The organism is Streptomyces sp. NPDC036815, from assembly GCF_055609205.1.
Genome location: NZ_JBVJPW010000001.1, coordinates 574,374 through 589,050, shown reverse-complemented (window position 1 = coordinate 589,050; position 14,677 = coordinate 574,374). Strand labels below are relative to the sequence as shown.

At 73.1% G+C, this 14,677-nt stretch carries 12 protein-coding genes; 7 read left to right on the top strand and 5 right to left on the bottom strand.

What is annotated here, in order from left to right:
* Positions 1-29 precede the first annotated feature (29 nt).
* Both ACZ69I_RS02585 and ACZ69I_RS02580 read right to left on the bottom strand, forming a co-directional pair.
* On the bottom strand, positions 30-458 hold the full coding sequence (locus ACZ69I_RS02585; protein ID WP_467668822.1) for an organic hydroperoxide resistance protein: 429 nt from the start codon (positions 456-458) through the stop codon (positions 30-32).
* 97 nt (positions 459-555) lie between these two features.
* Positions 556-1,587, bottom strand: coding sequence for an NADP-dependent oxidoreductase (locus ACZ69I_RS02580; RefSeq protein ID WP_470830186.1), 1,032 nt, complete (start codon positions 1,585-1,587; stop codon positions 556-558).
* Between the two features lie 119 nt (positions 1,588-1,706).
* Here ACZ69I_RS02580 and ACZ69I_RS02575 point away from each other — a divergent pair, with 119 nt between their 5' ends.
* The gene (locus tag ACZ69I_RS02575; protein ID WP_470830184.1) at positions 1,707-2,156 is read left to right on the top strand and encodes a MarR family winged helix-turn-helix transcriptional regulator; all 450 of its coding nucleotides are present in this window, start codon (positions 1,707-1,709) and stop codon (positions 2,154-2,156) included.
* Between the two features lie 112 nt (positions 2,157-2,268).
* On the opposite strand, the gene ACZ69I_RS02570 is transcribed toward ACZ69I_RS02575, so the two are convergent.
* The 3 genes from ACZ69I_RS02570 to ACZ69I_RS02560 all read right to left on the bottom strand — a co-directional run bounded on the left by ACZ69I_RS02570 (position 2,269) and on the right by ACZ69I_RS02560 (position 4,536).
* Positions 2,269-2,940: an SCO2400 family protein gene (locus ACZ69I_RS02570; RefSeq protein WP_470830182.1), complete on the bottom strand. Its 672-nt coding sequence runs from the start codon at positions 2,938-2,940 to the stop codon at positions 2,269-2,271.
* Between the two features lie 93 nt (positions 2,941-3,033).
* A complete protein-coding gene (locus ACZ69I_RS02565; protein ID WP_467670769.1) occupies positions 3,034-4,326 on the bottom strand; it encodes a PucR-like N-terminal domain-containing protein in 1,293 nt (430 codons plus the stop codon).
* Between the two features lie 57 nt (positions 4,327-4,383).
* Complete coding sequence (locus tag ACZ69I_RS02560; RefSeq protein WP_361714866.1) at positions 4,384-4,536, bottom strand: hypothetical protein; 153 nt, start codon at positions 4,534-4,536, stop codon at positions 4,384-4,386.
* 228 nt (positions 4,537-4,764) lie between these two features.
* On the opposite strand from ACZ69I_RS02560, the gene pgfA reads away from it, so the two are divergent.
* The 6 genes from pgfA (at position 4,765) to ACZ69I_RS02530 (ending at position 14,665) form a co-directional block, all read left to right on the top strand.
* On the top strand, positions 4,765-5,799 hold the full coding sequence (pgfA, locus tag ACZ69I_RS02555) for a cell envelope lipid trafficking protein PgfA (protein ID WP_467668831.1): 1,035 nt from the start codon (positions 4,765-4,767) through the stop codon (positions 5,797-5,799).
* Between the two features lie 362 nt (positions 5,800-6,161).
* Positions 6,162-7,346 carry a glycosyltransferase family 4 protein gene (locus ACZ69I_RS02550; RefSeq protein ID WP_470830180.1) on the top strand — a complete coding sequence of 395 codons (1,185 nt, stop codon included), beginning with the start codon at positions 6,162-6,164 and terminating at the stop codon, positions 7,344-7,346.
* Positions 7,343-8,062 carry a class I SAM-dependent methyltransferase gene (locus tag ACZ69I_RS02545; RefSeq protein WP_470830179.1) on the top strand — a complete coding sequence of 240 codons (720 nt, stop codon included), beginning with the start codon at positions 7,343-7,345 and terminating at the stop codon, positions 8,060-8,062. Before ACZ69I_RS02550 ends, ACZ69I_RS02545 begins: the two co-directional genes overlap by 4 nt.
* Positions 8,059-12,447 carry an alpha-(1->3)-arabinofuranosyltransferase gene (locus ACZ69I_RS02540; RefSeq protein WP_470830644.1) on the top strand — a complete coding sequence of 1,463 codons (4,389 nt, stop codon included), beginning with the start codon at positions 8,059-8,061 and terminating at the stop codon, positions 12,445-12,447. Before ACZ69I_RS02545 ends, ACZ69I_RS02540 begins: the two co-directional genes overlap by 4 nt.
* Positions 12,444-13,916, top strand: coding sequence for a condensation protein (locus ACZ69I_RS02535; protein ID WP_470830178.1), 1,473 nt, complete (start codon positions 12,444-12,446; stop codon positions 13,914-13,916). The genes ACZ69I_RS02540 and ACZ69I_RS02535 overlap by 4 nt, the downstream gene beginning before the upstream one ends.
* Positions 13,913-14,665: a class I SAM-dependent methyltransferase gene (locus ACZ69I_RS02530; protein ID WP_470830176.1), complete on the top strand. Its 753-nt coding sequence runs from the start codon at positions 13,913-13,915 to the stop codon at positions 14,663-14,665. Before ACZ69I_RS02535 ends, ACZ69I_RS02530 begins: the two co-directional genes overlap by 4 nt.
* Positions 14,666-14,677: the final 12 nt, after the last annotated feature.

The following is a 14,677-nucleotide window of genomic DNA, read 5'->3' as shown; positions in this document are numbered from 1 at the left end:
GTGCGGCCCTCCGTCGTACGGCGAGCGGGTCAGGCGACCGCGAGCTCGACCTTGATGTTGCCGCGCGTGGCGTTCGAGTACGGGCACACCTGGTGCGCCTTCTCGACCAGGGACTGCGCGGTGGCCGCGTCCACGTTCGGGATGGAGGCGGTGATCCGCACCTCCAGGCCGAAGCCGCCGGACTCGTTCTGGCCGATGCCGACGTGGGCGGTCACGGTCGAGCCGGAGATGTCGGCGTTCTCCTTGCGGGCGACCACGCCGAGGGCGCCCTGGAAGCAGGCGCTGTAGCCGGCCGCGAAGAGCTGCTCGGGGTTGGTGCCCGCGCCGCTGCCGCCCATCTCCTTCGGCGGGTTCACGACGACGTCGAGCTTGCCGTCGTCGCTGGCCACACGGCCGTCGCGGCCGTTCTCCGCGGTGGCGACGGCGGTGTACTTGACGTCGATCTTCTGGATGGACATAAGGGTCTGTTCCTCCTGAGATGTGACGTGGTGCGCGCCCACAACCACGGTTCGTGGAATTAGGTTATCGGATACCGGAAGACACCCGGCGGGCGTCTCAGCCGAGGGAGACGATCATCTTTCCGGTGTTCTCGCCGCGGAGCATGCCGAGGAAGGCGTCCACGCCGTTCTCCACGCCCTCGACGACCGTCTCGCGGTACTTGAGCTCGCCGGAGCGGATCCAGCCGCCGACCTCGCGCACGAACTCGGGCTGGAGGCCGCTGTGGTCTTGCACGAGCATGCCCTGCAGGCGCAGGCGCTTGCCGATGACCAGGGCGAGGTTGCGCGGGGCCGGGGTCGGCTCCTTGTCGTTGTAGCCCGCGATCATGCCGCAGATGGTGGCGCGGCCGTGCACGTTCAGACGGCTGATGGCGGCCTCCAGGTGCTCGCCGCCGACGTTGTCGAAGTAGACGTCGATGCCGTCGGGGGCGGCCTCCTTGAGCTGCTCCGCGACCGGCTTGTCGTCCTTGTAGTTGAAGGCCGCGTCGAAGCCGTACTCCTCGACGAGCAGCTTGACCTTCTCCTCCGACCCCGCCGAACCGATGACGCGCGAGGCGCCCTTCAGCTTGGCGATCTGGCCGACCTGGCCGCCGACGGCACCGGCCGCGCCGGAGACGAAGACGGCGTCGCCCTCCTTGAAGGAGGCCACTTCGAGCAGCCCCGCGTACGCGGTCAGGCCCGTCATGCCGAGCACGCCGAGGTACGCGGAGAGCGGCGCGGCCTGCGCGTCCACCTTGGTGGCGTGCTGGGCGGGGACCGAGGCGTACTCGCGCCAGCCCGCGAAGTGCAGGACGTGGTCGCCCACCGCGAAGCCGTCGGCGTTCGACGCGATGACCTCGCCGACCGCGCCGCCCTCCATGGGGCGGTCGAGCTGGAACGGCGGGACGTACGACTTCACGTCGTTCATCCGGCCCCGCATGTACGGGTCCACGGAGAAGTACAGGTTGCGGACCAGGACGCGGCCCTCGGCCGGGGCCTCAACGGGGGCCTCGCGCAGCGCGAAGTCCTCCGGGACCGGCCAGCCGGACGGGCGCCGCACGAGGTGCCATTCGCGGCCGGTGGAGGGGAGCTGCTCGGGGGTGACGGTCATGGGGGCGTCCTCCTACTGCATGCGGATCAATGCGGGAAATGCGGGAAATGCTTCAGGCTGTGAAACAACCATGCTCCTGAATATTTCATGATGTCAAGTAAACGGGTAGCCTGGTGAGCATGGCCACCAGTAACTCCCGTGCCCGCACTCCCCGCGCCGACCCGCTGACGCTCGAAGTCGTCGAGCTCATCGGCTCGGTCGTGGCCCGCTACCACGAGGAGTACGAGGAGGCCGCCGCCGGGCACGCGCTGACCGGCGCGCAGGCACGGGTACTGGGACTGCTCTCCCTCGAACCTATGCCCATGCGCCGCATCGCGCAGAAGCTGAAGTGCGAGCCGTCGAACATCACGGGGATCGTGGACCGGCTGGAGGCACGGGGGCTCGTCGAGCGGCGGGCGGACGCGGGGGACCGGCGCGTGAAGCTGGCGGCGGTGACGGACGAGGGCGTCGAGGTCGCCCGCGGGCTGCGGGAGTCGCTCCGCTTTGCGCGGGAGCCGTTGGCTGAGTTGTCGCGGGAGGAGCGGGTCGCTTTGCGGGGGCTCCTGCGGAGGATGCTGGGCGAGGTGTGAGGTTCGCCCCTCCGGGGCGGGCGGGGGATTCGGGTGCGGGTTCGTTGGGGCTGGTCGCGCAGTTCCCCGCGCCCCTGGGGTGTCCGGAGGGCTCGGTGAGTATCGGGGTGGGTTACGTGCACCACCACAGGAAGCGGTCGCAGGGGTTCGTGGGGGTTGGCTCGGGGGGCGTTGTTGGTTTGGGGTGGGGTGGTGTGGCTGGGGGTGTGGGGCGGGGTGGGGTGGGGGTGTTGCGCGGGAGTGTCGGGGCGTTCGAGGCCGGGAGGGCGGGGGTGTCGGCGCCTTCGTCGGTGGTGCGCGCCGTGTCGCCGTCGTTCTCGTCCCGGTGCCGGTCCTCCCCCGCTCGGCGGGACGGCGCCGGCGACGTCGCCGACGCGTCCTCCACCACGGCGGCGCCGCCCGCGGCCGCGTCCGGGCTCGCGGAGCCCGTGGAGGACGCCTGCGCGGGCGCGTCCGCTTCGGGGACGGACGAGGACGCGGTGGGGCTCTCGGAGGCGCCCTCCGTGCCGAGTTCCGCGAGGCTCAGGCCGCCCGCCGCCAGCGCCAGGCCCGCCGTGACGAAGAGGACCTTGCGGCGCCTGCGCCGGTGCGCCCTGCGGCTGCGCTCCTTGCGGCGGCCGCGCGGGGACGACTCCTCGTACGCGCCGCCGTCGGCGTCCGCTTCTTCCGGCGAGGGCGCGGCGACCGCCCGCACACGCTCCCGGCCCGCTTCGGCCGGGGTTCCGCACCCGGGGCAGGCGAGGGCGCCGTTGAGGTGCCTGCGGCACGGGTGGCAGTAGTCCATGAGGCATGGAGGCTAGGTGCCGGATCCGCGACAGCGGAAGTCGACGCTGTGAAAGTTGTGTGCGGAATCGAAAGGTCCGGTCGCGCCCGGCCGTCAGACCCTGCCCAGGAGACCCCGCAACCGGCGGGCCCGCAGCACCAGTTCCAGTTCGAACCGGCGGTCCGGGTCGTCAATCTCGTCACCCCAGAGTTCCCTGATCTGGCGTAGGCGGTAGCGCACGGTCTGGGGGTGGACGCCCAGGCGGGCCGCCACCTCGGGGGCGCCGCCGCGGGTTTCCAGCCAGGCGAGCAGGGTCTCGGCGAGGCGGCGCCCGTGGGCGGGGCCGCAGTGGTCCAGCGGGGCCAGGCAGCGGCGGGCCAGGTCCTCGATGAGCTCCTCGGGCTGCAGGAGCACCAGCGCCTCGGTGTGCTCCGTGCAGTGCAGGACCTCGCCGGAGGGCAGCAGGCCGCGCTCCATCAGGCGTACCGCGGCCTCCGCCCAGCGCAGCGACTTCGCCGCGTCGACCAGGGGCACGGGCGGGCCGATGGCGCCCGACCAGCCGGTCATGGCCCGGCGCAGGAGTTCGGGGCGGCCTGCCGCGTCGGGGTCGGGCACCACCATGCGGGGCTGTTCGGCCTCCATGTCGAGGAGGACGCCCTGCCCCACGGCGGGTGCGACGGCCTCGCGCGCGGGACGCAGGAGGACGCCGACGGCGACGCGTTCGGGCAGCTGCCAGCCGACGCGGGCGGCGCGTTCGCCGAGGCCGTTGCCGAAGGCCGCGTGCCCGGTGGCCGGGGAGGGCCCGGAACCGGCGCCGTGCGGCGCGCCGGAGGCGGTGTCGGTGCGCCGCTCCGCCAGCAGCAGCTCCATCAACTTCCGTTGCAGGCGCAGCCGTTCGCCCGCCTCGCGCGCCGCCGCCTCCGCGTATCCGCGTACGGACTGGTCGACGAGGCCGTCCAGGTACTCGAAGCCCGACTCGGCGAGTTCGTACATGGCCGGGGGCGGGATCTCGATCTGCTGGCCGATCTCGGCGAGCCGCCGCCAGGCGAGGCGCACCCCGAGGCGGTAGATCGCCTGGAGCGAGTCGAGGGTGCGGCCGTGCAGGCCCTCGCCGCGGCCGAACTCCTGGAAGACCTCCAGGTGGTAGCGCGGCCGCTCCTGGGACGCGAGCTGCTGGACGAAGCCCTCCAGGGCGCGGCGGATGCCGATCAGGGCCATCGGCTCGCCCGACTCGTCGAGGACGACGGGGAGTCCGGGGTACTCGGCGCGGATCTCGCGCAGGATGTCCTGGGCGAGCGCGGGGACCTCCGCCAGGGCGAGCGCGGCGAACCGCCGCACCTGCGGGGGCGGCACGTCGAGCCAGGCGGAGCGGGCCGCGGGGCGGTCCGGGTCCTCGTCGGTGGTCATGGGGTCGGGGGCGACGGCGGTCTCGGCGGGCTGGATGTCAATCGCGGCCACGGTCGCTCACTGTCCCCGCGCCGGCGTCTCGTAATGCACCAGCGGGGTGTTGGGCTGATCCGGTGTGGCGTCCAGGAGCGCGACGATGCCGAGCGCGGCGCCCACGGCGAGGAGCGCGCCGGCGGCGACGGTCAGTGAAGCGGCGAGCAGTCGGTGCATTGCGAGGGTCAGCCTCTCTGTCGGAGGTCGTCCCCACCCTGGTCACGCAGTCCCTCGGCCAGGTCGAGCGGCTCCGGCCGCAATGCCCTGGTCGCACAGCCTTTACCGGCCCAGCCCGGCAAGTGCCCAGTCTCTGCAATGCATTGACACTTCGTCAAGGGTGCGCTTACGGTTCCCGGCCCATACGGCTCGGTAACACTCTCCCGCCCTCAGCCCAGGAGTGACCTCATGCGCCGCACCGCCTCTCCTCTGTCGCTGGTCCTTCTCGGGCTCGGCGCGTTTCTCCTGGTCCTCGCACCGATGCTCGCCTGGTACGTGGAGCCGCGCGCGAAACGCACGCCCGTGGACATCGACACCATCAGCGTCTTCAAGGGCAAGGGGAGTTACTTCGACACCGAGAAGATCAAGACCGTCCACGACAAGGACCTCACCATCACCCGGCAGGTACGCGGCGACGTCGAGGACAGCGAGGACAGCGGGCGGGCCGTCTGGGACGTGTCCACGTCCGTGGACCCGGACAGGTCGCTGCCCGCGGCCGACCCGCACGACTCGCTCCAGTGGACGGTGGAGCGCTGGGTCACCGACCGGAAGACGAACGCGCCGGTGCACTGCTGCGGCGAGGAGCCGTACTTCGAGGGCGAGGCGTACCTCAAGTTCCCCTTCGACGTGGAGAAGCGGTCCTACCGCTGGTGGGACAGCACGCTGGGCGCGACGGTGCCGCTGACCTACCGGGGCACGAAGAAGATCCAGGGGTACGAGGGCTACCGCTTCACGGCCACCGTGAAGGCCACCAGGACCGGCACGCGTCAGGTGCCGGGGCGGATGGTCGGTCAGCCGAAGAAGAGCCAGGTGATCGCGGACGAGTACTACGCCAACCACGGCATCGAGCTCGTCGCCGACCAGCGCACCGGCCGGATCGTCTACGCCGCCATCGGCCCCCGCAAGACGCTGCGCGCGCCGGGCTCCGACAAGGACTCGACGGTGCTGCTCGACAGCGAGCGGATCGCGTTCACGCCCGCCACGCAGAAGGAGCAGGTGAAGCTCGCCGACGACGACAGCGGCCGCCTGGAGCTGGTCGGCGAGACGCTTCCGGTCGCCGCGGCGGTGCTCGGCGGGGTGCTCGCGGTGGCCGGATCCGTACTCCTCGCGCGAGGACGCCGTGGCGACGGGGCAAACGGTCCGGGAAGGCCGGGTAAACCGGCGGAGCCCGGGAGTCCGAATCCTGGGACGTCGCCGACCGCCCTGCAACCGACCACGATGTGATGAGGTGTCAGCTCCCGAAAGCCCGGAAATTGTCACTTCGGTGAGTAGCCGCGCGGTACGGGGCGGCGAACACTGTCCACCCCACCCGCGCACAGTTCCCGCGCCGTCCGAGCACCGTCCCGCACCAGCCGCACGGCCCGCACCACCCGCAGCACCGCCCCGCACAGGCCGGGCCCAGCACGCCCGCGCGAGCCTCCCCACGGCTCCGCGACCCGGCCCGCACCACCCGCTCCACCCCGTACCACCTCGCGCCACCCCGCATCGCCCCGCTCCACCCAGCAGGATCCAGCAGAACCCAGCCGCACCGTTCCTCCCGACCGGACCCCCCACAGTTCCGCACCCTGAGACGAGTTGGAGCACGCATGCCCCAGCACGTACCGTCCTCGCTGCGCGCGGCCGCTCCACGCCGCGCGGAGCGTCTTCCGGCGCCTCCCCCACACCCGCGCCGGATCGTCTTCCTCGCCCACCGCGACCTCGGCAACCCAGCCGCGGGCGGATCCGAACTCCTCGTCGACCGGCTCGCCGACGGACTCAGCAAACAGGGCCACCAAGTCACCCTGCTGTGCGGCGGACCCGCCGCCTACCGCGACTACCGCGTGGTCTCCGCGGGCAGCGACAAGGGCCACTACCTGCGGGCGCGCGCCGCGTTCGCCCGGCAGATCGGCGACTGCGACCTGCTCGTCGAGGTCTGCAACGGCATGCCGTACCTGGCGCCGCTGTGGCACCGCGGGCCCACCCTCTGCCTGGTCAACCACGTCCACACCGACCTGTGGGGCATGCGCTTCCACGGCGCGCTCGCCCCGGCCGCCCGGCTCGGCCGGCGGCTCGAACACTGGGCCCTGTCCGGAGCGCAGCGCGGCAACCTCCTCGTGGCCGTCTCGCCGTCGACGGCCGCCGCGCTGCGGGGCATCGGCGTCGAGCGCGAACGCATCCGGATCGTGCACAACGGCGTCGAGGAACCGGGGCCGCTGCACGCCCGCTCCGACGAGCCGCTCTTCCTGGCGATGGGCCGGCTCGTCGAGTACAAGCGGATCGACCTGCTGCTGCGCCTGTGGGAGCGCGTCAGACCCGTCACGGGCGGCCGGCTCGTGATCGTGGGCGACGGCCCCGAGCGCCGGAGACTGGAGCAACTGGCCGGTCCCGGCGTCGAGTTCAAGGGCCATGTCTCCGAGGCGGAGAAGCACCGGCTGCTCTGTGAGGCCTGGATGCTGCTCCATCCGTCCGCCGTCGAGGGCTGGGGGCTCGTCATCACCGAGGCGGCCACGCGCTCGACGCCCTCGATCGGCTTCGACGTCCCGGGCGTGCGCGACTCCGTCGAGGACGGCGTGACGGGCCTGCTCGCGCGGGGCGAGAGTTCCTTCGCCGCCGCCTGGTGCACGCTGGCCCTCAGCGCCGAGCGCCGCAGATCCCTCGGCAAGGCCGCCGGTGAGCGGGCCACCCAGTTCCGCTGGGGCAACACGGTGCGGCAGTTCCAGGCGGTGGCGGCCGAGGCGGCCGCCGCGCACCTGGCGGCTCCGGGTCCCCCGATACCCCAGGGGTCTGCGTGAAGGACCCGTCTCTGCGCCGTTCCGCCACCCTGTTCCGGGCCTTCCTGCGCGAGCAGCAGGAGCCCGAACGGTGCTACACGCTCCTCGCCCGCGACGCCGCCGACCAGGTCGAGGCGTACGGCCCGGTCGAGGGCCGGGTCGTCGTCGACATCGGCGGCGGGGGCGGTTACTTCACCGAGGAGTTCCGGCGGCGCGGCGCGCAGTGCTTCCTCTTCGAGCCGGATCCGGCCGAGCTGGGGGCCAAGCCGCCCGAGGGGGCGGTGGTGGCCGACGGGTACCTGCTGCCCCTCGCGGACGGCGTCGCCGACGTCACGTTCTCCTCGAACGTCCTGGAGCACGTCGACGACCCGCAGACGTTCCTCAGCGAGATGGTCCGGGTGACCGGACCCGGCGGCCTGATCTACGTCTCGTTCACCAACTGGTACTCCCCGTGGGGCGGCCACGAGTGGGCGCCCTGGCACTACCTGGGCGCCGGGCGGGCCCGCGCCCGCTACGAACGGCGCACCGGGAGGGCCGCGAAGCACACGCTCGGCGAGAACCTCTTCGCGCACCACGTCGGCACGACCCTGCGCCAGGTGCGGGAGCGCACCGACGTGCAGGTCGTCTCGGCGCGCTCCCGCTACTGGCCGTTCCTGGCCGGGGCGATCACCAAAGTGCCGGGTGTGCGCGAGGTCGCGACCTGGAACCTCCTCCTCATCCTCAGGCGGTGTCCATGACCACGGTCCAGGCCCCACCCCCGGCGGCCGTTAGACCCACGACCGATGCCCCTGAACCCTCGCGGGGGCCGCGCTCGCGGCGCTGGTTGCTGGGGTTCTGGGCCGTGGTGTTCGTGGCGTTCCTCGCGGTGCGGCCGGGGCGGATGACGTTCGACACCAAGCTCGGTGTCTCCGTCGACCCCTGGCAGTTCCTCTCCGACCTGGGCCAGCTGTGGCACGACCGGGGCGGCTTCGGCGGGATCCAGGACCAGTACGTCGGCTACGCCTTCCCGATGCTGCCGTTCTACGGCCTGGCGAAGCTCGTGCACCTGCCGGTGTGGGCGGCCGAGCGGCTCTGGCTCTCGCTGATCGTGGCGGCGGCCTTCTGGGGTGCCCTGCGCCTCGCCGAGCGCCTCGGCATCGGCAGCCGCCACAGCAGGCTCCTGGGCGCGGTGGTGTACGCGCTGTGGCCGACGTTCACCATCGTGGTCGGGTCGACGTCGGCGGCCGCGCTGCCCGGCGCGGTGCTGCCGTGGGTGCTGCTTCCGCTGACCGACGAGCGGATCAGCGCGCGCCTGGCCGCGTGCCGCTCGGCGCTGATCATCCCGTTCATGGGCGGCGTGAACGCGGCGGCGACGCTCGCCTCGCTGCTGCCCGTGGGCCTGTATCTCCTCTCCAGGCCGAACGGCCCGCGCAAGCGGAAGCTGATCACCTGGTGGGTGCCGGGCGTCGTCCTGGCCACCGCCTGGTGGGTCGTGCCGCTGCTGATGCTCGGCATCTACGGCGAGAACTTCCTGCCGTACGTGGAGAACGCGGCCACCACGACGGGCACGATGTCGGCGACGGAGACCCTGCGCGGCGCCGGCAACTGGGTCGCGTACCTGCACTTCGGCGAGGCCTGGCTGCCGGCCGGATGGACGGTGGCGACGGCCGTCGTGGCCGTCGTCTGCTCGGCGCTCGGCGCGGCCCTCGGTCTCGCGGGCCTCGCCCGGCGCGATCTGCCGGAGCGGCGCTGGCTGGTCCTGACCGTCCTCTCCGTCGTCCTGGTGACGCTCGCCGGGTACGGCGGGGCGTTCGGGGCGCCGTTCCACGGGGCCGTCCAGTCCTGGCTGAACGGCGGCCTCGTCCCCTTCCGCAACATCTACAAGTTCCAGACGGGCCTGGCCCTCGCCCTCGCCTTCGGCCTGATGCACCTGGTGGGCGTGGCCGCCCAGACGCGCGGCGCGCGGCCGGTGCGCGGCAGGCGGTACGCGCCGCTGGTCGCCGCGGTCCTCGTGCTGCCCGGCCTGGCGTGGCCGTACCTCAACGGCTCGATCCTGCAGCCCGGTTCGTTCAAGAAGCTGCCGACGTACTGGCAGGCGACGTCCGACTGGCTGGAGAAGTACTCCCCCGACTCCCGTGCCCTCGTCGTCCCGGCGACCGCGCACGGCATCTACACCTGGGGCTCGCCCATCGACCAGCCCCTGGACGTGCTCGCCGACTCGCGCTGGGCGCAGCGCGACTACGTGCCGTTCGGCACCCCGGGCAACCGCCGCGCGATGGACGCGGTCGAGCAGGCGCTGATGACCGGCGGCCAAGTTCCGGGCCTGCGCGACTACTTGACGCGCGCCGGGCTCTACTACGTCGTCGTACGCAACGACCTCGACCCCGACCAGGTCGGCCACGTCCCGTCCGCGACGGTCAAGCGCACCCTGGAGGAGTCGGGCTTCAGCCGGGTGACGGGCCTCGGCCCGATCACGACCGACGGAACGATCCACCACGGCACCCCGCTCCAGATCGAGGGGCTCTACCCGCGCCAGCGCGCGGTGGAGATCTACGCTCCGGGCAAGGGCGCCGAGCGCCCCGGCCAGGCGGGCCTGAAGCCGGTCTCCAACACGGCGGTCGTCAGCGGCGGCCCGGAGTCGCTGCTCCCGCTCTCCGCCGACCCGACGATGCGGGACCGCCCGACCGTCCTGACCGGCGACAACCATCCGGGCGTCGGGGCTCCCGGCCTGCAGGCGGTCGGCGACGGCCTGCGCCGCGCCGACACCCGCTTCGGCCTGGTCAACACCAACACCTCGTACACGTACACGCGCGACGAGCGGAACGCGGTCGACGCGCAGCAGGACGCGGGCAAGAAGCCGCACCAGATCCTGCCGACCAAGGGGATCGAGCACCAGACGACGGCGGAGTTGCGCGGCGCCAGGTCGGTCTCGGCGTCCAGCTACGGCAACTGGCTCTTCCACCTGCCGCAGTACGACCCGGTGAACGCCTTCGACGGGAACCCGGCGACGGCCTGGGCCGAGGGCAACGCCGATACGGCGGACGGCGAGTGGATCAAGGCGGAGTTCCACTCCGAGGTCCAGGTCCCGGCCTCCTTCCGCGTCACGCCGCTGCCGCAGGACGGCGTGCGGGCCGCGCCCACCCGGGTGCGCGTGGAGACGGAGCGGGGCAGCGTCACCAGCAACCTGCAGCCGAACGGCATGGCCCAGCGGATCATGGCCCGTGCGGGCGCCACCGAGTGGATCAGGATCACGATCCTGGACACCCAGGAGGCGCGCCCCGGCCTGACGGGCGCGGGCTTCGCGGAGATCAGCATCCCCGACGTGCGCGTCACCAAGCTCCTCCAACTCCCCACGGACGCCGAGAAGTCCACGGACGCCGCCGCGAAGACCTACTCGATGCACCGCTCCAGCGACCCGAGCGCCCTCTCGCCGGTGAACTCCGAGGCGGGCCTGCACCGCCGCTTCACGACGACGGGCGACGGCGCGTACACGTTCAAGGCGAGCGCGGTGGCCGTGCCGGGCGCCGAACTGGACGAACTGCTCTACAAGGTCGCCCCGGAGCAGGAGCAGCAGATCATCGCCACCGCGGACGCCACGGCGAAGCTCGGCACCGGCCTGTCGCCGCGCAACCTCACGGACGGTGATCTGACCACGGGATGGATCGCGGGCTCCACCGACCGCCCGGTGATCCACCTAAAGTGGCCGGACAAGCAGCCGGTGGGAGAGATCGTGCTGCCCGCGGCGGGCGGCCTGTCCACCCGCCCCGTGAAGATCGAGATCAGCTCGCCGGACGGCGCGGCGACCGCGGGCGTCGACGAGAACGGCCAGGCCCGCTTCACCCCGATCACCACTGACCGGATGGACATCACCATCACGGAGACCGCTCCGCTGACGGTGCACAACCCGGTCGCGGACAGCGACCTCCAACTGCCCGTGGGCCTCACCGAGGTGTACATCCCCGCGCTCGACAAGTACCGCACGCCGCAGCCCGCGGCCGACGAGCGCTTCTCGCTGCCCTGCGGGCAGGGCCCGGTGATGTCGATCGACGGCGAGCTGTACGAGACGAGCGCCAAGGGCAAGGTCCGGGACCTCACCGACCGGCGCCCGGTCGACGTCACGCTCTGCCAACGCGGCGACAAGGACCCCGAGGTCCGGCTCGACGCCGGGGCGCACAGCGTGGAGACGGGCGACGCGGGTCCTCTCGCCGTCATGGACGCGTCGCTGACCCTCGGCACACCGGACGCACCCGACACCGCGTCGCGCGAACTGAAGGTCAAGGACTGGCTCGGCGACCGCCGCGAGCTCTCGGTCGGCTCGGGCGCGGCCTCGTACCTCACGACGTACGAGAACGTGAACGACGGCTGGAAGGCCACGCTCAACGGCAAGGAGCTGACCTCGGTACGGCTCGACGGCTGGCAGCAGGGCTGGCTCGTGCCGCAGGGCGAGGGCGGCACGGTCAAGCTGAGCTACGAGCCCTCGCAGATCTACGAGATCGGGCTGATCCTGGCCGGTGTCGGCGTCCTCGCGCTGATCGCCCTGGCCGTGCTGTGGCGCCGCGAGCGGAACCACGAGGCCCCCTCCCCCGCACCGCCCGCCCCCGGCCTGATCCTGGGCACGGTGGCGCTCACGCTGGTGGCCGCGGTCGTCGCGGGCCTCTTCGCCCTCCTTGTTCCCGCCCTCGCGCTCCTCGCCCGGCGGCGCCACGCGCTCCTGGTGCCGCTCGCGTTCCTGGCGATGACCGGGGCGGGCATCGCGGCGGCCACGGGCGCGGGTGAAGCCGTCGCCGCCGACGAGGGGGCGTTCGGCCGACCGGCCCAACTCCTGGCCCTCATCGCGCTGTTCGCGGCACTGGTGTCCGTACGGGAGACACCACCACGCACCGCGGATACGTTGGAGTACGGCCCGGCGGGCCCCCCGCCGTACGCGCCCGGCCCCGATCCCGACCCCGCGACGCCGCCCCTGCCCCGCCGCAAGCGCGACCCGGACACCCCGCCCGAAGCGTCCCACCACGACGCGGGCCCGACCGTATCGGCCCGGGGCCCCGCCTCGGCCCAGCCGGAGCCCGCGCCACCGGACGGCAGGACCGTGCGCTTCCCGCGGCGCAGGCGACCGCCCACGACAGGAGAAGGCACCCAGCGATGACCGCACTGGAACACCCCGCGCGGCGGCCGGGCGGCCCCGCACGGCCGCAGGACCGCGTGCCGTTCCCCGTCGTCGACGAGGTCTCCCGGCACTGCCTCCAGGAGGAGGAGCCGGAGACGGTGCACATCGAGGTGCACCTGCCCGGCACCCCGGACCCGGACCGGCTCAGGGCGGCCTTCACCGAGGCCCTGCGCCGCCACCCCCGCATCCTGATGCGCGAGGCGCGGGGCCCCTGGTACCGCCGCCGCTACGAGTGGGAACTGACCGACACCCCCGACACGGAGGTGGTGACCTTCACGCCCCCAGCCCCGGACGCCCTGAAACGAGCGCGAGAACGCGCACTGGCCGAGGCACCCCCACTCGCCCTCTCCCCGCCCATCCGCCTGGAGGTGGTGGCGCACCCCCCTTGCCCACCCACCGCGGAAGGCCGGGAACGGCCCGGCACCCCACAGACGGAGCACCGCACCCCCACCACCGAAAGCCGGGAGCAGCCCACCGCACCCCCCACCGGCTCCGTCCTCCTCCTCACCATCAACCACACCGCCCTGGACGGCCCCGCCTGCCTCCGTGTCCTGGCCACCGCCGCGGAGCTCTACGGCGGCCGGGACAACTCCCCGGCCGCGCCCCCGCCCCGTACGCCCACCCCCACCACACCCGGCTCCGCGCCCGGCTCCACCCCTCAGCCCCCGCCCGACGCCCCCTCCGGCTGGACACCCCCGGCGCGGGTCGCCCGGGGCGCCCCCGAGCCGTCCCCGGGCAACGGCATGCTCGTGGCCGAGCTGCCGGTCCCCCGCCGCCCCAAGGGCTCGCCCTTCACCGTCAACGACCAGCTCATGGTCGCGACGGCGCTGATGATCGCGCACTGGAACCACGAACACGGCGCGCGCCCCCGCCCGTTCCGCATCACGATGCCCGTCGACGACCGCCCGCGCGATGCCACCATGCCGATCGGCAACGGCACACGCCTGGTGGAAGTGCCGTTCGACGCGGCAGAGTTGGCCATGCGCGACTGGACCCCGGAGGCGATCCACGACCTCCTGCGCCGCACCTCCGACCGCACCCGCGCCCTCAAGGCCCTCCCCCGCCCCCAACTGGGCCACGGCGCCGCCCTCCTGACCGCCCCCGTCCTCCCCGTCACCGTCAGGGCCGCCGTCACCCGCGGCCTGCGCAGAGCCGCCGCGCCCTGGACGTCGACCACGCTCCTGAGCAACATCGGCCGCGTGCCGTACGCCCTCGACTTCGGCGACGCGGGCCGCGCGCACGCCGTGTGGTTCTCCGCGCCGGCCCGCCTGCCCCGCGGCCTCACCGTGACCACCGCGTCCACGGCGGGCCGTCTGCACCTGGCCCTGCGCTGGTCGAAGACGCTGCTCAGCCACGGTGACGGCGCACACCTGCGCGACCTCTTCGAGCGCTACCTCCATGCGACGGAACACACCGAACCCCACAGGACCCACGGGGAGCCCACGTGACCACCGCGCCCACCTCGACCACCGGGCCCGAGCGCCCCGCGGGGCTCCGGGACTTCTACGAGGACCCGGCCGTACCCGTCGCCTCGGGCGACGCCCGCAGCCTCCGCCAGGCCCGCATCCTCGCCGCCGCCCTCGGTCCCGCCACCTCCCGCACCGCCACGGTCCTCGACATCGGCTGCGGCGACGGCACGGCCGCGGCGACCGCGGCGCCGCTCCTGGCGGGCCACCGCGTCATCGGCGTGGACTGGTCGCAGGACGCCCTGCGGCGCGCGCACGCCCGCCTCCCGTACGCCGTGCGGGGCGAACTCGGCGACGGTGGGCTGCCGTTCGCGGCCGGTGCGGCCGACGCCGTGCTGTTCAGCGAGGTCATCGAGCACCTCGTCGACCCGGACAGCGCCCTCGACGAGCTCAGAAGGGTCCTGGCGCCGGGCGGCCACCTCATGCTCTCCACCCCCAACCTCGCCGCCTGGTACAACCGCGGGCTGCTCCTCGCCGGTGTCCAGCCCGTCTTCTCCGAGGTGAGCCTGCGCGCCATCCACGGCCGCCCGGGCAAGGAGGTCGTGGGGCACCTGCGGCTGTACACGGCCCGCGCCCTGCGGGAGTTCGTCACGGCCGCCGGATTCGAGGTGGTGCGCCTTTCCGGCGCGCCCTTCCACGGCGTACCGCGTCCGCTGCGCGCCCTGGACCGCCTTGCCTGCGCCGTGCCCGGTGCCGCCTCGATCCTCCTGCTGCACGCCCGAAAGGTCTGAGGCCCGTGTGGT